Source organism: Exiguobacterium sp. SH1S21 (assembly GCF_004337175.1).
Taxonomy (GTDB): Bacteria; Bacillota; Bacilli; order Exiguobacteriales; family Exiguobacteriaceae; genus Exiguobacterium; species Exiguobacterium aurantiacum_A.
Map to the genome: position 1 here is coordinate 54225 of NZ_SJUY01000006.1, position 18743 is coordinate 72967.

Here is an 18743-nt window from a genome sequence, read left to right on the forward strand (position 1 = left end):
TGGAGGTAATTGTGATGGATTATGATTTGAAGCAACATCCTGTCGACACAATCGCCCTCGTCACCGCAACGGAACGTCTGACGTGGGGCGAATTGATCGATGAGAGCTCGCGCTTGGCACACTTTTTAGGCCGGACCGTTCCGGACGCTCGTCACATCGGACTGTATGCGTCAAATAGTAAAGACTATATCATCGCAGTCCACGCCGTCCATTTGCTCGGAAAAGTACTCGTGCCATTGAATACACGTTTGACCACAAGCGAACTCGCGATTCAACTCGACAAGGCCCACATCGACATCTTACTCGTCGATCAGGAAATCGACCTCAACGTCCCTCAAATTGACGTGAGTGTGCGCGATAAAGAGCCGTTACGCCGACATCATCGTTGGGGCCGTGACGAGGTGATGTCGCTCATGTTTACGTCTGGCACGACCGGACGCGCCAAAGCGGTGAAACAGACGTACGGAAATCATTGTGCGAGCGCCGAGGCCGCAAAAAAACATCTCGGATACGAGCCGACCGACCGCATGCTCGTCGTCACACCGCTGTTCCACATGAGCGGGCTCGCCCAAGTGTACCGCTGCGCCTTGTTCGGCTCGACATTATACGTCGAACCGAAGTTTGACGTCTTGCGTACGATCCAATTGATCGCGTCCGAACAGATCACTCACCTTTCCCTCGTCGCCGTCATGCTCGGACGACTGCTCGACGCCGGATTAACGAGCCACCACCTCCGCGTCATCCTCGTCGGAGGCGGCCCGGTGCCACGGCCGTTGCTCGAAGAAGCAGACCGCCGCCACTTGCCGATCGCGCAGACGTACGGGATGACGGAGACTTGCTCTCAAGTCGCGACGCTGTTACCGTCTGAAGCGCTTGACCACATCGGTTCAAGCGGTCAAGCGATCGCACCGACCCGCATCCGTATCAGTCGCGATGGTGAGATTGAAGTCAATGGCCCGACCGTCACGCCCGGCTATTATAACGAATCGGAAGCGAACGCTTGGACCGAGGACAGGTACTGGCGAACCGGCGACCTCGGAACGATCCAAGACGGCTATTTATATGTTTTGGATCGCCGGAGCGACTTGATCATCTCGGGCGGAGAAAACATCTATCCCGCGGAGATCGAGAGCGTCCTGTTGCGATGCCCCGGTATCGAGGACGCAGGTGTCACCGGGAAGCCTGACCCGACATGGGGCGCCGTCCCGATCGCCTATATCGTCGGGACGTACGACCCTCACGAACTTACGCAAATTTTAAACGACCACCTTGCTAAGTATAAGCACCCAAAGGCATTGATCACGGTCACTCAGCTCCCACGAAACGCCAACGGAAAATTGATGAGGCACCGCTTAAAGGAGACCGATTATGATTCAACGAGCTGATCTTTACATCGTTCCACTTACGTTCAAACATCCACTTGTAACAGCCCATGCCGTTTTGACGACGAGACGGACGGTCATTCTCCGTCTGGAAACGACCGATGGAGCAGTCGGATACGGTGAAGGTGTCGCCTTTGAGACGCCGTGGTATACGTCGGAGACGGTCCGCTCGACCGTCGACACGTCTGAACTGATCTATCGATTGCTGAACGGACAGACGGTCAGCGCGACCACATTTTCAGACCATGTCCGTTCAATCATCGGACATCCGATGGCAAAAGCGATGTGGGAGAGTGCACTCTGGGAAATCGAGGCCGCCCGTGCTGGCGTGACGCTAAAACAACTTTTGCAAGCCGGACATCACGTCGCTTGTGGGCGGACGATTGGGATCGGCTTGCTCACCGAAACGTTGAACGCGATCGAACAAGCGCTCGATTCCGGGTTCGAACGGATCAAGTTGAAAGCATCGCCCCATGAGCTATTGACGGCGCTCGCAGAAGTACGAACTTTTTTCCCGGACGCTCCGCTCATGATCGACTTGAACGGCAGTGCGCACGAGCAGCCGCTCGACTGGTTCGAACAACTCGACGCCCATCGCCTCTTGATGATCGAACAGCCTTATCCGAGCGACTGCTGGGGCGACTCGGCCGACCTGCAATCAAAACTCAAGACGCCCATCTGTCTTGACGAGTCCATCACGTCACGGCAAGACGTCGAGACGATGAATCGGCTTCAGGCCGGACGCATCGTCAACATTAAACCTGCCCGCGTCGGGGGATTGACCGAGGCGCTCGCAATCCGTGACAGCGGTACTCCGTATTGGGTCGGCGGTATGTACGAATCATCGATCGGCCGTTATCATACGCTCTTATTCGCCTCGTTGACGGGTGCCGCCTATCCGGCCGACATGGCCGGAACGAGCGCCTATTTCGAGACTGACTTGCTCGATACGCAGCTCGACGTCGAAAACGGTCAGCTCTCGATCCCTGACGTCGTCACTCCGGATTGGAAAAAGATTCATCAGTTAAGCGAACAAATCATCCAGTTAACGTAAACAAGGATACAGACCGCGGTCTGTATCCTTGTTTGATTACATTATTCTTCTCGGAACGTGCCAGTCAACACTTCATAGCCGTCCTCGGTCACGATGACCGTGTGTTCAAACTGCGAGACGGGGCTGTCGTTCGGTGTGAATAACGCCCAGCCGTCCTCTTCTGACTGGTAGACGATCTCGTCTTTCGTCGAGACGAACGTCTCGACCGCGATGACTTGACCGACTTTCAAGATGTCATTCTCTTCCCGGCTATAGTAGTTGGAGATCGTCTCCGGTTCGCCGTGGAGCGTGCGGCCGAGTCCATGACCTGCCAAATTTCGAATGACAGTGAAGCCATTTTTGCGGACATCCGCGTAAATCGCTTTTCCGATCTGGTTCACTTTCGTACCGGCCTTCACTTTGCTGAGACCTGCTTCGAGCGACGTGAGCGAGACCTCGACTAAGCGAACATGTTCTGGCGATTTCGGTGTACCGGCAATCACCGTCCGTCCCGTGTCTGCATAATAGCCATCTTTCACGGCAGACACATCGACATTGACGATGTCCCCGTCTTTAATGACTTCTTTACCTGGAATTCCGTGGGCAGCCACTTCATTGATGGAGATACACGTATAGCCCGGAAACTCATACATCGTAATCGGCGCCGAGGCCGCTCCCTCTTCTTCAAGAATACGTTGCCCGATCGCATCGAGCTCTTTCGTCGTGATTCCTGGCGTGACGGCCTGAGCCATCTCATCCCTTGCCCGGGCGACAATTCTTCCAATCTCACGCAACGCATCATAATCGTAATCAAACATCATAATCCCTCTCAATCTAATAATCGGTTTTGGTATAAGTATTCTTCTGATAGATCGGCGAACAAAAACATGCCGTCCGGCAACGGGTAACTGAACGTCCGCGTCACTTCGTTAGAGCTGAAGTCGCGATAGTCTTCCGACAAATAGCCACGTCCGCGAACGCTCATCGCCGCCATCGTTCGGATAAAGTACGGTCGAAAACTCCAGTTATAGCCCCGGTACGTGTTGTCGACTTTCCAAACATGTTGCTCTTGGTAGACGTTCGCACTCGTCTGGAAGCCAGTTTGGTCGGTCAAGTAGTAGCGGACGAGCATCCCTTCTAATTTAGGGGCAATATGGAGCAGCCATTCATCCTTCTTATCCCGTGACCATTTCCCGGTTTGGACGAGCTCCGCGACTTTTCCGTGAAGTTCGAATTCCAGCTCATACAACCGCTTCAATCGCTCTTGGTCGTGCAGGAAGAACGCTGGAACTTCTTGCGTGAGCACACTCATTCCTTTTGCTTCACGCGGCGGGAAATCCTCTTGACGACCTAACAAGCCACCCATGTAGTAACTTCCACCGTGCTGCCAAGCGTAACGCAACTGACCGAGATGATCGATTGACTTATAAAGCAGCGGGGCCCCGAGTTTCGAAGCGATGTATTCCATCGTCTGGAGCATTTGGGGGTAAGTCACCGACAACGTCTTCTTCTCGACCATCGTTGCTAAATCGACAAGCAACAACTCCGGTGCAATCGTCATGATGTCCTCGATACTCGTCGACTCCGCGAAGTCGAGCGCGACTCTCACACCAGAAGATCGATAATATTGAACGACGCGGGACAGACGAGACACATCAACGAGCTCGGTCCCTTGAAGTGTCACAAATATCCGGTGGAGCGGGAAGTTCAATTCCCGTAACGGTGCTAAAAATGCTTCGCCCCCTTCTTCAAGGATCCATTCCGACCGGCAGCGGAACGTGACGAACTGCTTTTCGTCACGCAACGCTTCGGCGGCCAATCGTTCCATCCGTTTGGCGATGTCGAGTTGATACTCGACCGGTACGTCGTCATCGTAAAAGAACGGGGTGAGCGACTCGCCCCTGAAATGGCCGTGTACCATGTACCCTTCCACTTGAAACGTGGCCGCCCCGAAGATCGGTTCATATGTCACTTCGACTTCATTTGGATTCATCATCACATCCACTGCGTCCAATTAGATCACCTCATCCTCATTTTTGAAACAAGAAAACGAGCCGGTTTCAGCTCGCTCGTGTATGCACATACATATAGGCACCGAAACAAGCAATAAAATACACGATACTCATCACACCGTATCCGATTCCCATCTTCCCGCCGACGCCGATGGCCATGACTAACCAAATCATCGCGCCAAACAAAAGTGTGGCGACCGGAATATATCGGAAATTCGGACGTGCTGTCCGCATAACAATCGGCTTCAATGCTAGGACGCACGCCAATAATATGACGAGACCTAAACCTAGTTCTACCATCCGTTGACACCTCATCCTTCAATCTCTACTCGTTCAGTGTAGCATGAGACAAATAAAAAAACCGCAAATCCACTTAAGGAAATGCGGTTTTCGTTTTATCGATTAGTCACGCGGACGACGTGGGCCACGGTCTTCTGATGAGCGACGACGATCGTCAGTCCCACCAGTGCGTTTTCCACGGTATCCACCGCCACCGCTACGTTCGCCTGAGCGTCCGCCACGGTCTCCGCCGCCAGTGCGACGGTCTCCGCCACCACTGCGTGCGCCACCACGGTATCCACCGCGGTCGTTGCGTCCACCTTGACGTTTCACACGAACTGGTTCTGCGTAAGAGATTTCAACAGGTGTTGAATCTGGCTCTTTCGTCAAACCACGAAGTGCTGCTGCGAGAAGCTCGACTGCTTCGTACTCTTCAAGGAGCTCAGTCGCAAGTTGCGTGTAAGCTTTGAAATCGCCCGCTTGAACGCGTTCGATCAAATCTTCAGCTGATTGCTTTTGGTTTCCTTCGAGTACTTCTGCGATCGTCGGTACGTGACGACGGTTCATTTTCTTGTTCGTCACACGCTCGATTGACTTCACTTGACCGAATTCACGTGGCGTGATGAACGTAAGGGCAGTACCTGTTTTACCAGCACGGCCTGTACGTCCGATACGGTGCACGTAGCTTTCCGGATCTTGTGGGACGTCAAAGTTGTAAACGTGTGTGACACCTGTGATATCAAGTCCACGCGCCGCTACATCTGTTGCGACCAAGATGTCGATCGTGCCGTTTTTGAAACGACGGATGACTTGGTCACGTTTTGATTGCGTCAAGTCACCGTGAAGGCCATCAGCCGTGTAACCACGTTTGATGAGTGCTTCTGTAACTTCGTCAACACGTTTCTTCGTACGAGCGAAGATGATGCTGAGTTCTGGTGAGTCGATGTCGATCAAACGGCAAAGCGTATCGAATTTTTGGTTTTCACGCAATTCGAGGAACTGTTGGTTGATGTTTTCAACTGTCATTTCCTTCGCTTTTACTTTGATGATCGTTGGCGACTTCATGAAGCGCTCAGCAATCTTCTTGATTTGCGGTGGCATTGTCGCTGAGAAGAGAAGCGTTTGACGTTCAGCCGGAAGGCCTTTCAAAATCATCTCGATATCTTCAACGAAGCCCATGTTGAGCATTTCATCCGCCTCATCCAAGATCACTGTTTGGATCTCATCGAGTTTGATCGTCTTGCGTTTCATGTGGTCCATGAGACGTCCAGGTGTCGCAACGACGATTTGCGGGTTCTTTTTCAAGCCGCGGATTTGACGGTCGATTTGTTGACCACCATATACAGGAAGTGCGTATACACGCTTCGCTTCCCCGATTTTGTTCAATTCTTCTGCAACTTGAATCGCAAGTTCACGTGTCGGTGCAAGAACAAGTGCTTGGACTTGACGCGCCTTTGTGTCGATTCGCTCAATTGTCGGAATACCGAAAGCTGCTGTTTTCCCTGTACCTGTTTGTGCTTGACCTAATACGTCCACTCCTGTGAGTGCGATTGGAATTGTTTCAGCTTGGATCGGTGTCGCTTCCTCGAAGCCCATTTTGAGTACACCTTTTACTAATGCATCACTTAACTGTAAATCTTGAAATTTTGTCAAATTATATTCTCCTTTGTTCATGCAAAAAACGTCTGAGGTTAGTTCTGCAGACGTTCTTTAAATGTTTCCTCGTAGTCAACTCTTATTACTATACCGCATTTGTTTCTAAAATGAAAGAAATACATTCTAAAACTTTTTTCGGCCACCTGTACATGAGTAATCTTATTTCAATTTATACCCGTTGTCGAGTTTTTCAACTTGCTTTTCTTTCAAGAGCTTCCCGAGCGCCCGTTTGAAGGCCGCCTTGCTCATGCCAAACTCACGGTCGATCACGTCCGGGGCTGTCTTGTCGCCGTAAGGCATTTCACCGCCACGTTCTTCGATGTAAGAGCGAATGCTTTCCGCATCCGGGTCGATCGCTTCGTACGCCCGTGGTTTCATCGATACAAGAACGGTACCGTCTTGTTTCACTTGCGTCACACGTACTGCTAACTGTTCGCCGAGACGCGGCCATCGCGTCATCTCTGCTTCATGTAAGAAACCGAGTGATTCATTCTCGACCCAGACGTTGACACCGACATCACGTTTGTTGACGACGACCGCTTGAACGTCTTGATTGCCCCACTCTTCTTTGGCGGGACGGGCGAGCAAGTTCAAATACGCATAATGAGCCGGTTCTCCGAGCAGACGGCCTTTTTGATCGTACTTGAGACGGACGCATAGCTTATCGCCTTCTTTTGGCCAATATGTCCGGTTTTCAGGGAGGTCGTCGAGCGAGACGAGCACGTCCTTTTGAATGCCAATGTTGACGAACACGCCCGTATTGTAGCGAACGCCTGTCACCTCAAACCATTCATATTCATCAAACGATACGTTCGGAATCGTCATCGTCGAAGCGAGACGCCCTTCCGAGTCATGATATAGGAAGACACGCACCGTTTGACCGACTGTGACTTCTTCTGTTTGTTCTTTTCGATGAAGTAATACCTCTTCACGGCCGTTCCCAATAAATACGCCAAAATCGGCTGAACGTTCCGCAACTAGATCGACTACATCTCCTGCACGTAATACCATTCTATACACATCCTTTTTCATCTTATTACTGTCAGTATACCTACCTACACACGTTCTTAATCATATCACGTTCCTTTTCCTGCTTCAGGTCAATTGTGTCCAATTTGTGAACAGGACAATGAACCACCTAACTGTTAAGCTTCTAAATCGACCGAGTATCAGACAGGACTTTGTGACAATTTTGTGAACAATGTTTTTCCATCTAGTATCCACTTTTTGAAAACGTTATTATTAAAGGAGTGTTGTTTATAAATCAGGTTTCAGCAATGTCCGAACGGGGGAAATAAAATGTTTGATGTTCAATCTCGCTCATTTGCGAAACGCTTCATGAAGGGCCTTTTGATTGCATTCTTCGCTCTTCTCGCTTCGCTGAGTTTCATATTCTCAAACGGTGTCGATACGAACGTGTCGTCTTCCGTCACGATGGTTCAAGAGTAAGCGCCCTCTCGCTCGTCAGAAGGCGTTTTTTTGTTTTGTTCGACAAAAAAAGGAATTTTTTGCTCACTTGTCGAACGAGAAATACGTTCGGTTTTTTCAATTGAATCATCTGGGAAGGGAGAGTCACTCATGCTATTTTATTTTCTCACCACGATTCTTTCAGTCGTCGGTTTGTCCGTCTCGCTCCAAACCGGTTTTTTCAAAGATCCGATCGGCACATTCTTGTTCGCGGCACTGCTCGCCATGGGTCTATCTTCATTTAAACAGCTTATCGCACAAATGAACGTGCTCCTGAAAGAACGACGCAATCAAAAGCGCATCGCTCGCATCGTCGCTCGCATGCACTCCAGTTCACGCAAACGCTCTACATAACGCTCGTGTTCCCACGCCACTTTTGGTATTCTATTCTAGATAGAAGAGCACAACGGACTTGGACCGTAGGAGGCACAAACACGAATGAATGAAATCCCTTTATCGAACGAATGGCTGTTACGCTATTCACCCGTCATGGAGCTGTGGCTGAAAGAAGACGGCATTTTGCTCGTCGATGACGACAATCGAATCCGCCTAACCTTAGAAATTGGCAGTGATCACGTGATGCAGTTTAAGAGCATCGAGCAAGACGGTGCCTACTTTGTCGTTGACCCGGTGAATAAACGAATTACGTTCGAACTCGAGGAAGAAGAAGAGGAAACCGATTCTCGCTTCTGGGAATAAAGATTCATGTCTAAGAGTCAGATTCTCTGTGTGAGAAGAAGACTCTTTCTTGCTGTTTGGCTCTATTTTGAAAAGGAGATTGATACTATGTTACGCACCGCCATTTGGTTTTTCTCGTTCTTCGCCGTCTTGCCCGTCTTGCTTCCGTTTTATCCGAAAGCAAAACGACTCGACGTACCGGCACGATACGATTACGTTCAAAAAATCGCCTACAACTGGGCCGGCTTCTTATTGAAAGTGGCCGGAGTCCGAGTCCGTGTGCACGGACAAGAACATATTCCGAACGAACCGGTCGTCTACGTCGCCAACCACCAAGGAAACTTCGACATCCCGATTATGATCACGGCGACAAAGCACCCGAAAGCGTTCATCTCAAAAATCGAAGTCAAAAAAATTCCGATGATCGCGGGTTGGATGGAATTGATGGGTTGCATCTTTATCGATCGCAGTGACCGCCGCCAATCCGTCAAAGCGATCCGTGCCGGTGTCGAGACGATCCAATCCGGACAGTCCATCATCATCTTCCCGGAAGGCACTCGTTCAAAAGGTGGGCCGATGAAAGAGTTTAAAGCCGGCAGCCTGACGCTCGCTACGTCGAGCGGAGCAAAAATCGTTCCGGTGGCGATCAACGGCAGCCATCACCTGCTCGAAATGAAAAACCGGATTAGACCGGGTATCGTCGATGTGACGTTTTTACCGGCTATCGACCCGGCTGACGTCTCGAATAAAGAATTGACAGCGAAAGTAGAAGCGATGATTCGCCAAGTCGTTGAAGGAGGTTCCAAATGAGTTTATTAACAATCGAAGGCATCCGTAAAGAGTTCGCCGACAAAGTCTTGTTTGACGACGTCACGATGACGATTCATCCCGGTAACCGGATTGGCGTCATCGGCGTCAACGGTTCTGGGAAATCGACGTTCTTAAAAATCATTGCCGGCGTCGAAACAGCCGACAAAGGCACGATGCAACATCCGAACGACTATCGGATTCGTTATTTGACGCAAACCGTTGATTTCGCTCCCGGTCAGACAATTTTAGACGCCTTGTTCACAAGCAACACCCCATCCGTCATGGCGTTAAAACAATACGAGCTCGCTCGCCAAGCACTCGAGGCGAACCCATCGAGCGAGCAATGGCTCGAACGTTTCATGAAAGCACAGCAAGCGGTCGATGCCGCTGACGCTTGGGAAACGGAAGCGAAGCTGAAGTCGATCTTGAATCGGCTTGGGTTACCTGACGTGTCGGCCGAGATCAGTTCCCTCTCCGGGGGCCAACAAAAACGGGTCGCGCTCGCTGCGGCCTTGCTCGACGAAGCCGACTTGCTCTTACTCGACGAGCCGACGAACGAACTCGACGCCGATACGATTGCTTGGCTCGAGACGGTTCTCGCGGACTACCGAGGCGCGATCTTGCTCATCACCCACGACCGTTATTTCTTGAACCGGGTGACGAACCATATTCTCGAGATTGCCGACGGCACGTCTTACTTTTATGACGGGAACTATGAACTGTTCCTCGAGAAACGAGCCGAGCGCAAAGCCCGCTCTCAGTCGATGGAACAAAAGCGGCAAAACATCTTGCGACGCGAGCTCGCTTGGCTACGCCGCGGTGCCAAAGCTCGGACGACGAAACAGAAAGCTCGGATTCAACGTGTCGAGGGCTTAAAGCAGCAAGAGGCACTCGCCGAAGACGATGCGCTCGACGTATCGGTCGGTTCACGCCGGCTCGGAAAAAAAGTCATCGAAGTCGAAAAGTTATCGTTCCAGTATGCGGACACGCCGCTCATTCACGATTTCAGCTGGCTGTTCGGACGCCGGGAACGATACGGCATCGTTGGACCGAACGGGAGCGGCAAGACGACGCTCATGAACTTGCTCGCCGGTCGCATCGAACCGACGTCAGGCACGGTCGTCCACGGTGAGACGGTTCACATCGGTTACTACGGTCAACAAGTCGAATTTGACGATACGACGCGACGGGTCATCGACGAGATCGAACGGATCGCCCAAGTCATCTACACACCGGACGGCGAGACGATCACCGCCGGTCAAATGCTCGAGCGTTTCTTGTTCACACCGGACGCCCAATATAAACCGATCAGTAAACTGTCCGGTGGCGAGAAGCGTCGTCTTGTGTTGCTGCGGATTTTGATGGATGAGCCGAATGTCTTGTTCTTAGATGAGCCGACGAACGATCTCGATACGGAAACGTTGTCGGTTTTAGAGGACTACTTAGAGTCGTTCCCAGGAACCGTCATCGCCGTCAGTCACGACCGTTACTTCCTTGACCGTATCGCCGAGCAACTGATCGCCTTCGAAGAGGGGACAATCAACGTCTATCACGCCGAATATAGCGACTATCTGGCCGAGCTGCAAGACGAGGCACGGCAGCTTAAAAAAGAACCGAAAGACAAGAAAGAACGCGCCAAAGCCGACGTCGTCAAGTTCACTTTTAAAGAACAAAAAGAGTGGGAGACGATCGAGGAAGAGATCGCTATAACCGAACAGAAAATCGAAGCCGCAGAAGCGCGACTCGCCGATGCCGGTAGCGATCTCGGGAAAGTGAACGATCTTTACGATGAAATCAGTACCCTCAAGCAAACACTCGAAGAAAAAATGGAGCGCTGGGAGTACTTGTCTGAAATCGATGAACAAATTCAAGCTCAGAAAAAATAAAAAAAAGACGGATCACAATTTAACATTGTGATCCGTCTTTTTTCGCTATGTAGCCGTATACGTACACGTCGTATGTTTGATTGCCTTGGCGCATATAGTGGCGCAGCGTTCCTTCACGAATGAAACCGTTGCGTTCTAACAGTTGCTGCGAAGGGATATTTTCAGGATAGACGATAGCCCCGACTCGCTCGATATCTGCGGAACACGCAGCAAACGTCAATGCCGCCTGCAATGCCTCTGTCGCGTAGCCGTTCCGCCAATAACGCGGATGGATCTCATAACCGATTTCGGCACGTCGATGGCGCGGGGCGCGATTGTGGAATCCGATCGTCCCCATCAACTCAGGGTGACCTTTCCTCATAATGCCCCAGCGCATGATCGATCCGTCGGCAATCCCTTCTAGCATCCCGAATAGCATTTGTTCCGTCTGCTCAAGCGATTGATGCGGCTCCATCCCATAATGGCGCAACACGTCGACGTTTGAAAAAATCGTGTGTAACTGCTCCGCATCGGTCGATTGTAACTGCCGTAACTGCAGTCGTTCCGTTTCAATCGTTGGAATCATCCCGTTCCCTCCCGTCCGAGTGATTATTTGTCCACTAAATTATGTTGAAACGCATAGACGACCGCTTGCGTCCGGTCATAGACGTCAAGCTTCGTCAAAATGTTCGAGACGTGCGTCTTCACCGTCTTCAACGAAATGTATAATTCATCGGCGATGACTTGGTTCGCCTTGCCTTCGGCCATCAGTTGCAAAATCTCGCGTTCCCGCGCCGTCAAACTTTCATGAAGGGTCGTCTCCGGGTGCCGCAGACGTTCGAGCATCTTGCCGGTCACTTGTGCGGCCATGACCGGATTACCGGCTGCCGTCTGACGGATCGCGTCGGCGATTTCATTCGCGTTCGCCGTCTTCAAGACATAACTCATCGCACCGGCCTCGATGACCGGATACACTTTTTCATCGTCCAAAAAGCTCGTCACGACTAAGATTTTCGCATCTTTCCAGCTCGCTTTAATACGCTTCGTCGACTCGACTCCGTCCACAGGTTCCATCACGAGGTCCATCAAGACGACGTCCGGTTTTTCAGCGATGGCGAGCTCCGCTCCGGTCGCCCCGTCCGACGCTTCCCCGACTACTTCAATGTCCGGCTGCGTCGACAGAAATGCCGAGACACCGGCCCGGACCATTTCATGATCATCAATCAATACGACTCGAATCATTCTAACCCCTCCACTTGTTGTTTCACACGCACTTCGATTTGTGTACCGACTCCAGGCACGCTGACGAGACGTAACGTCCCGCCGACTTCGGCCGTTCTCTCTCTTATCGATTGTAAGCCATATGAGGCGACTTGTGTATCCTCGACGTTAAAACCGATCCCGTCGTCATTTATTTTCAAGATGACCGTCTGTTGAACGGTCCGCATTTCGATTTCGAGCCGCTTCGCCTTGGCATGCCTGAGCGTATTGCTGATCGCTTCTTGAACGATGCGGAACAACTCATTTTCCGTATGGCGTGACAATTTCACTTCCTCGAGACGCCAGATGAGCTCGGTCGATTGCTTGCGGGACAGTTCTTCTAACAGACGTTCAATCCCCGTCTTCAAGGTCATCCCTTCTAGCTCGACGGGACGAAGCTGCAACAAGAGCGAACGCATCTCGGCCTGGGCGGTCTGTGCCATGACTTCGACTTGACCGATCTGTTTAGCGGCGAGTTCCGGTTTCGATTCGATCGTCTGCTTGACCGCTGTCGTCATCATCGAGATCGCGTATAGCTGTTGACTGACCGAGTCGTGCAGCTCACGGGCGACACGACGACGTTCTTCGACGACCGCCTCGCTTCGTGCCTCTTCGACACTGACCGGCCGATCGCCGACCCGTTTGGCGACTTCGATCATCTCCGTACGTTGTTTGCTGATGCGGACAATCCGTTCGAGCGTGTCGCGGTACGGCGATAACGGCCGGAACGTGATCTCTTTTTGATTCTCGAGCTTCCATAGGGCAATCGCCACTTCACGGAAATCCCGGCGCAAGTAAAAGTAAGAACCAACTCCGAATATGCTACCGATCAAAACGGCGATGACAACGATAGACACACCGAAAGGCAACCCTGCTTCACGTGTAAATAAATCTCGGAGTGAAGTCGAGTCACCTATTAGAAATGCAATCGTCACGAATAACGCCGTCAGTAGACTACTGAATAACTGGTGCCAGACGACCGTCCTTGGGTAAGAATCTTTCTTCATACGGTCATCACCTCGACGCTTCCGCTCATGAGCACAATGTGAATCCGGACTTTTCGCGTCGCCGCTTGGTACTCATCAGACGCCGTATAAAAACGGCGGTTGAACACCGGTGAATAGTTCGATTCATCGACTTGGATCTTGCCAAAACCGATTGAGGCGTCGATCGAGTAATCGTAACCGGCTGGGATGAGGATACGGATATCCCCGGCGAGTCCGTTCAAGAGCAAGAACGTCTCCCCTTCCGGAATGATGGCGCGCGATAAATCCATCTCGACGTCGCGTAGCAAAAAGAATTCATTCGTGTCTTGCAAGACGTAATGGCCCGACTCTTTCGTCCCGAACGAAAACGCCTGTTCTTGACGGATATGCGACCGGAACCGATTCGACTCAAGCGGTCGATTTTTATACAAACGGTACCCGAACATGAGTAATAATCCTGATAAGACGAACCCGAACGCGGCCGAAGAAAAGATGAGTCCGACGAGCATCACGCCGCCAATTCCATAAAAGATATAACTAACCGGCTGATTTCCTTTCCGGCTGAAGCGACGCCCGATATAAAGCAATAAGAGCGGCACAATCATGCTGAAGAGGACGCTGTTCCCACCCGTCACGATGTCGATAAATAGTCCGATGGCAAATAAAATAATTATGAAGCCGATGATTTGGCGTGTGTTCCAACGTTCCACTCTGCTTCCCCCTCCCTAACGATATGTACAATGAAGCAAAGAAGCGATGGCCCGAAAATACTCTGGACCATCGCTGAACCAGTGCGTCAGTCTTGTTTAAAGCGACGCTCAAGTTCTTTTAATTTTGCTTCGAAATCATCTTCGTCCGCCGCGTCGGTTTTTTCTTCGGCCGCAGGTTCTTCCTTCGTTGCGTCTTTCTTCTCTTCTTCTGTGAACGGATGCGACTTCGATGTGTCCGCTCCGAAGATTTGATCGAGCGCACCTTTCAACAAATCAAGGTTCTCACGCATCGCAAACTCGTAACGTTTGTTTTGCATCTCGTCGAGTTTGAGGCGCATCTCGAGGGCACGGCGCTCAAGGGCGTCAAGTTCACGACCGCCTTCGTCAAGCAAGCCTTCGAAGTAGCGATACTGTTCACCGTAATGTTTTGACTCGAGAGCGGCGCGTTCAGCCAGTTTCTCTTCGCCGGCTTGTTTCGCGAGCTCTGTCTGTTCGTAGCGCTTGTCAGCCATCAATTTGGCATCGTCACGCTTCGTCGCGAGTTCGCCGAGCAACGCCTTCTGACGTTCGACGAGACGTTCGACCGACAACGCCTCTTTTTCAGCACCGCGGATGTGGCGGTTCAATTCGGCTTCCCCGCTTGAGCGTGGCGCCTCTTTATCTTGATACTTTTTCATTTCTTTTGAAAATTCTTTCGTCAACTCGTTAGCTAAATCACGAAACTGATCAAATGGTGTCTTCATCATAAAATCCTCCTTCTAAAAACTTAGCGACGGTTTACAAACTTTTGCCAGACTTGATCGAACGATTGGAAGCTGCTACGACTAGCACGCGACCCGTCCGCATTTAAAATCTCAACGTCCCGCTTTTGGTTGGCATACATCATATACCCTTTAAACAACATCCATGCCACCACAATTCCGATTAACGCCCAAATATTCGACAAAATCGTGATGATCCCGATCACAGCGAGCAAGCCGTAACCGATTTTTGCGCCGACATGCGTCACGGCCATGAATCTGACTCCAGCCCAAAGTGCTAAGAGCGCCCCCAAACCAAACATGATCATATTTGGTAAAAAGCCGATTAGGACGAGAACTAGAGAGATTGCCGCCACGATGAACAACACTTGCTTCACTTGGCGATTCATCTGTCATCCCTCCTCATTAAGTACACTCTTATCATAATACGCCATTTAAAAGATGGCGACGAGCGGAAGGCTTGTTTTCCCTCGGTCTGTAGACTGAGATGATAGCGTTATCAGAAAATGTGGTACATTGAATGTATCGAACAATGAAAGGATGATGTTTTATGAGCACCTTACAAACAGCCGTATACACCTTGTCAGCCAACAGGAGGGCAGTTGTCCTCCACAACTAAAAGGAGGATTCGATTTGGATCACACAACAACGGGACGCGTCACAGCACAGTTCCAACATATGTACACGGTAACGACAGAGGACGCTGCTTTCACATGCGGGATATCGGGCAAATTTCGCCACGAGGCGATGAGCGAGCGCGACTATCCGGTCATCGGCGACTTCGTCGAGTTCACGGTTCGCGAGCACGGTCAAGGTACGGTTCGACGTCTCCTTGAACGACGGACTGTTCTTTCACGGACAGCCGCCGGCAACGAGACGCGCGAACAACTGATCTGCGCGAACGTCGACTATATTTTAATCACGATGGCGGTCGGTCACGACTTCAACCTGCGCCGGCTCGAGCGTTACTCGCTCGCCGCCTGGGAGACGGGGGCGATACCGCTTATCGTCTTAACGAAGGCTGATCAAGTAACTGATGTGGCCCCACTCGTTCAAGACATCCAACTGACGACGCCAGGCATTGACGTCTTCCCGGTCAGCTCGATCACCGGCGACGGGGTCGAGGCATTGCGAACTGCACTGCCGAGCGGGAGCACGCTCGTCCTCGTCGGTTCGTCCGGCGTAGGGAAATCGACGCTGACAAACGCGCTTGCCGGGAAAACACTCGCCGAGACGCAAGCCGTCCGCGAAAGCGACGAGCGCGGCAAGCATACGACGACGCATCGCGAACTGTTCCGCGTCGACGACTTCTTCATCATCGACACGCCCGGCATGCGTGAGTTCGGTCTTTGGGACGGCGCCGATCATCTCGACGACACGTTCAGCGATATCGAGGAGTTGTCAGAACGATGCCGGTTCCGTGACTGCTCGCATCAAGCCGAACCCGGTTGTGCCGTTCGCGACGCGATTGCGACCGGTGCGCTCGATAAAAAACGGTATGCGAGTTACGTCAAACTCGAACGCGAGCTGCGTTACGCTGAAAAACGCCAAGCCGAAGCGGCACGACTAGCAGAAAAGAAACAGCGCAAGACGAGAGCATGAAATCAAAGGAGTTGCGGAATATCCGCGACTCTTTTTGTTTTCGTTTATGATTAGCACCAAATGTTAAGACCAATTCCACATATATGAACAATCGTTCAGAAATAATTGCGTCCATAGCAGGTAAAACGCTCGAAAGTAAGCGGTTTCTTCGATACAATGTAGTCGATTGTGACAGACAAAAATCGTACGCACACAGGGAGAGAGTTATGAAAACATTGAACGAACGCGCACTCGAGATGCATGCTTTGCACCACGGTAAATTGGAGACGACACCGAAAGTCGACGTCGACACGACAGAAGCGCTCAGCCTCGCCTACTCACCGGGCGTCGCCGAACCGTGCCGCCGCATCGCTGAAAATAAAGAGCTGTCCTATGAATATACGTTGCGCGCCAACACGGTCGCCGTCGTCTCGGACGGAAGCGCCGTACTCGGGCTCGGCAACATCGGTCCGGAAGCCGCCCTCCCGGTCATGGAAGGCAAGGCCGTCCTGTTCAAAAGTTTCGCCGGGGTCGATGCGTTCCCGATTTGTTTAGACACACACAACGTCGATGAAATCGTGCGGACGGTCGAACTGCTCGCCCCGACGTTCGGCGCCGTCAACTTAGAAGACATCAAGGCACCCGAATGTTTTGAAATCGAGGCCCGGTTGAAGCAGACGCTCCCGATCCCGGTCTTCCATGACGATCAACACGGGACGGCCATCGTCGTCTTGGCCGGCCTTGTCAACGCACTCCGTCTAGTCGACAAAGCGATGCCTGAACTTCGCGTCGTCATGAACGGAGCCGGGGCCGCCGGCATCGCCATCGCCAAGCTGCTCAAGCGCTTCGGCGTAGAGGACCTCGTCATCTGTGATACGAAAGGTGCGATCTATGAAGGACGCGCCGACGGCATGAACCCGTTCAAAGACCAGATCGCCAAGGCGACGAACCGGAAGCTCCACGTCGGCACACTCTCAGACGTGCTCGAGGGGGCAGACGTCTTCATCGGTGTTTCGGCCGCAGGTGCCGTCACCGAGGACATGGTCCGCTCGATGGCCACAGATTCGATCATCTTCGCCCTCGCGAACCCGGTGCCGGAGATTATGCCGGATCTCGCGACTTCCGCTGGTGCCCGCATCGTCGCGACCGGTCGCTCGGACTTCGCCAACCAAGTGAACAACGTCCTCGCCTTCCCCGGTATTTTCCGTGGGGCGCTCGACGTCCGGGCGTCAGAGATCAACGAAGAGATGAAAGAAGCGGCCGTCCATGCGATCGCCGACTTATTGACAGAAGAAGACCTCGCGAACGGCATCGTCATCCCGAGTCCGTTCGACGAGCGGGTCGCACCGACCGTCGCAATCGCTGTCGCGAAGACCGCTGTCGAGACCGGTGTTGCCAACCGTCCGCTCGACGAGGACGCTATCCGCCGCCACGTACGTGATAAGCGGCTATAACATGAAAAACTGCGCAGTCCTCAAGAGAGGCTGCGCAGTTTTTTTATACCGTACCTTGCAAGATTCCTTCCGCCCATTCGACTTCTTCCGCCGTCGGTGGTTTGATGCCTTTTAACGGATAGTCGAGGCCGAGCGCCTCCCATTTATAGACGCCCATCTCATGATACGGCAAGATTTCGACTTTCTCGACGTGGTCGAGTTTTTGAATGAACGCCGCCGTGCGCCGGAGCGCCCCTTCATCCAGCGTCCATTCCGGGACAAGGACGTGGCGAATCCACATTTTCGTTCCGCGCTCGGATAAGTGTTCAGCAAGCGCGAGCGTGTTGGCGTTGCTCCGTCCTGTCAGTTTCTTGCACATGTCGTCATCGATGTGTTTAATATCGAGCAAGACGAGGTCGGTGTGGTCTAAGATGGCGTCAAGGTTAGGGGGACGGAGTGCACCCGACGTATCGAGCGTCGTGTGGAGCCCGTGTTTTTTCGCTTCACGCAACAGCGCTTCTAAAAACTCTGGCTGCGCGAGCGGATCGCCCCCTGAAATTGTAATGCCGCCTTTTGATGCTTCCATGAACGGACGATAGCTGAGCGCTTCTTGAATGACGTCCTCGGCCGAACGATGGTTATTCTTTTTAAAATCCCACGTATCAGCGTTGTGGCAATACAAGCAGCGAAGCGCACAACCTTGCAAAAAGACGATAAAACGAATTCCCGGGCCGTCAACGGTTCCAAACGATTCGACCGAGTGTACATATCCCATTGTCATCGAGATGACCTCCTAACGAATGAGCGGCCTTCAAGCGAAGGCCGCCAAG

At 52.0% G+C, this 18743-nt stretch carries 20 protein-coding genes; 8 read left to right on the top strand and 12 right to left on the bottom strand.

Annotated features, from left to right (window positions below; translation table 11 throughout):
• Positions 1-14: 14 nt before the first annotated feature.
• Positions 15-1385 carry an o-succinylbenzoate--CoA ligase gene (menE, locus tag EVJ24_RS09370; RefSeq protein ID WP_131441105.1) on the top strand — a complete coding sequence of 457 codons (1371 nt, stop codon included), beginning with the start codon at positions 15-17 and terminating at the stop codon, positions 1383-1385.
• Positions 1369-2436, top strand: coding sequence for an o-succinylbenzoate synthase (menC, locus tag EVJ24_RS09375; protein ID WP_131441106.1), 1068 nt, complete (start codon positions 1369-1371; stop codon positions 2434-2436). Before menE ends, menC begins: the two co-directional genes overlap by 17 nt.
• 41 nt (positions 2437-2477) lie before the next feature.
• On the opposite strand, the gene map is transcribed toward menC, so the two are convergent.
• From map to EVJ24_RS09400, 5 genes are all read right to left on the bottom strand, one after another.
• Complete coding sequence (gene map, locus EVJ24_RS09380; protein ID WP_131441107.1) at positions 2478-3233, bottom strand: type I methionyl aminopeptidase; 756 nt, start codon at positions 3231-3233, stop codon at positions 2478-2480.
• Positions 3234-3244: 11 nt separating this feature from the next.
• On the bottom strand, positions 3245-4420 hold the full coding sequence (locus EVJ24_RS09385; RefSeq protein WP_236637632.1) for an EAL-associated domain-containing protein: 1176 nt from the start codon (positions 4418-4420) through the stop codon (positions 3245-3247).
• A gap of 55 nt (positions 4421-4475) precedes the next feature.
• Positions 4476-4727 (bottom strand): hypothetical protein, encoded by a 252-nt coding sequence (locus tag EVJ24_RS09390; protein ID WP_071399157.1) that lies wholly within the window; start codon positions 4725-4727, stop codon positions 4476-4478.
• 102 nt (positions 4728-4829) lie between these two features.
• Positions 4830-6359: a DEAD/DEAH box helicase gene (locus EVJ24_RS09395; protein WP_071399156.1), complete on the bottom strand. Its 1530-nt coding sequence runs from the start codon at positions 6357-6359 to the stop codon at positions 4830-4832.
• 162 nt (positions 6360-6521) lie between these two features.
• Positions 6522-7373: a CvfB family protein gene (locus EVJ24_RS09400; RefSeq protein WP_131441108.1), complete on the bottom strand. Its 852-nt coding sequence runs from the start codon at positions 7371-7373 to the stop codon at positions 6522-6524.
• A gap of 567 nt (positions 7374-7940) precedes the next feature.
• Between EVJ24_RS09400 and EVJ24_RS09405 the strand changes: the two genes are divergently transcribed.
• The 4 genes from EVJ24_RS09405 to EVJ24_RS09420 all read left to right on the top strand — a co-directional run bounded on the left by EVJ24_RS09405 (position 7941) and on the right by EVJ24_RS09420 (position 11203).
• Positions 7941-8183 carry a hypothetical protein gene (locus EVJ24_RS09405; protein ID WP_131441109.1) on the top strand — a complete coding sequence of 81 codons (243 nt, stop codon included), beginning with the start codon at positions 7941-7943 and terminating at the stop codon, positions 8181-8183.
• An 84-nt stretch (positions 8184-8267) separates the two neighbouring features.
• Complete coding sequence (locus EVJ24_RS09410) at positions 8268-8528, top strand: hypothetical protein (RefSeq protein ID WP_016508370.1); 261 nt, start codon at positions 8268-8270, stop codon at positions 8526-8528.
• An 87-nt stretch (positions 8529-8615) separates the two neighbouring features.
• Entirely contained in the window at positions 8616-9317 is a 702-nt protein-coding gene (locus EVJ24_RS09415) for a lysophospholipid acyltransferase family protein (protein ID WP_131441110.1), read from the top strand.
• The gene (locus EVJ24_RS09420; protein WP_131441111.1) at positions 9314-11203 is read left to right on the top strand and encodes an ABC-F family ATP-binding cassette domain-containing protein; all 1890 of its coding nucleotides are present in this window, start codon (positions 9314-9316) and stop codon (positions 11201-11203) included. Before EVJ24_RS09415 ends, EVJ24_RS09420 begins: the two co-directional genes overlap by 4 nt.
• 19 nt (positions 11204-11222) lie before the next feature.
• On the opposite strand, the gene EVJ24_RS09425 is transcribed toward EVJ24_RS09420, so the two are convergent.
• The 6 genes from EVJ24_RS09425 to EVJ24_RS09450 all read right to left on the bottom strand — a co-directional run bounded on the left by EVJ24_RS09425 (position 11223) and on the right by EVJ24_RS09450 (position 15288).
• Positions 11223-11768 (bottom strand): GNAT family N-acetyltransferase, encoded by a 546-nt coding sequence (locus tag EVJ24_RS09425; protein ID WP_131441112.1) that lies wholly within the window; start codon positions 11766-11768, stop codon positions 11223-11225.
• 23 nt (positions 11769-11791) lie between these two features.
• On the bottom strand, positions 11792-12424 hold the full coding sequence (locus EVJ24_RS09430) for a response regulator (RefSeq protein ID WP_070328913.1): 633 nt from the start codon (positions 12422-12424) through the stop codon (positions 11792-11794).
• A complete protein-coding gene (locus EVJ24_RS09435) occupies positions 12421-13449 on the bottom strand; it encodes a sensor histidine kinase (protein WP_131441113.1) in 1029 nt (342 codons plus the stop codon). Before EVJ24_RS09435 ends, EVJ24_RS09430 begins: the two co-directional genes overlap by 4 nt.
• Complete coding sequence (gene liaF, locus EVJ24_RS09440; RefSeq protein WP_131441114.1) at positions 13446-14138, bottom strand: cell wall-active antibiotics response protein LiaF; 693 nt, start codon at positions 14136-14138, stop codon at positions 13446-13448. The genes EVJ24_RS09435 and liaF overlap by 4 nt, the downstream gene beginning before the upstream one ends.
• 86 nt (positions 14139-14224) lie before the next feature.
• A complete protein-coding gene (locus EVJ24_RS09445; RefSeq protein ID WP_070328911.1) occupies positions 14225-14881 on the bottom strand; it encodes a PspA/IM30 family protein in 657 nt (218 codons plus the stop codon).
• Positions 14882-14904: 23 nt separating this feature from the next.
• The gene (locus EVJ24_RS09450; RefSeq protein WP_016508398.1) at positions 14905-15288 is read right to left on the bottom strand and encodes a lmo0954 family membrane protein; all 384 of its coding nucleotides are present in this window, start codon (positions 15286-15288) and stop codon (positions 14905-14907) included.
• A gap of 244 nt (positions 15289-15532) precedes the next feature.
• On the opposite strand from EVJ24_RS09450, the gene rsgA reads away from it, so the two are divergent.
• Positions 15533-16501, top strand: coding sequence for a ribosome small subunit-dependent GTPase A (rsgA, locus tag EVJ24_RS09455; RefSeq protein WP_236637616.1), 969 nt, complete (start codon positions 15533-15535; stop codon positions 16499-16501).
• Between the two features lie 206 nt (positions 16502-16707).
• The gene (locus tag EVJ24_RS09460; protein WP_131441115.1) at positions 16708-17934 is read left to right on the top strand and encodes an NAD(P)-dependent malic enzyme; all 1227 of its coding nucleotides are present in this window, start codon (positions 16708-16710) and stop codon (positions 17932-17934) included.
• 43 nt (positions 17935-17977) lie between these two features.
• Here the strand turns inward: EVJ24_RS09460 and pflA are convergent, their stop codons facing one another.
• Positions 17978-18694, bottom strand: a complete 717-nt coding sequence (gene pflA / locus EVJ24_RS09465; RefSeq protein ID WP_131441116.1) for a pyruvate formate-lyase-activating protein — start codon at positions 18692-18694, stop codon at positions 17978-17980.
• Between the last annotated feature and the right edge of the window lie 49 nt (positions 18695-18743).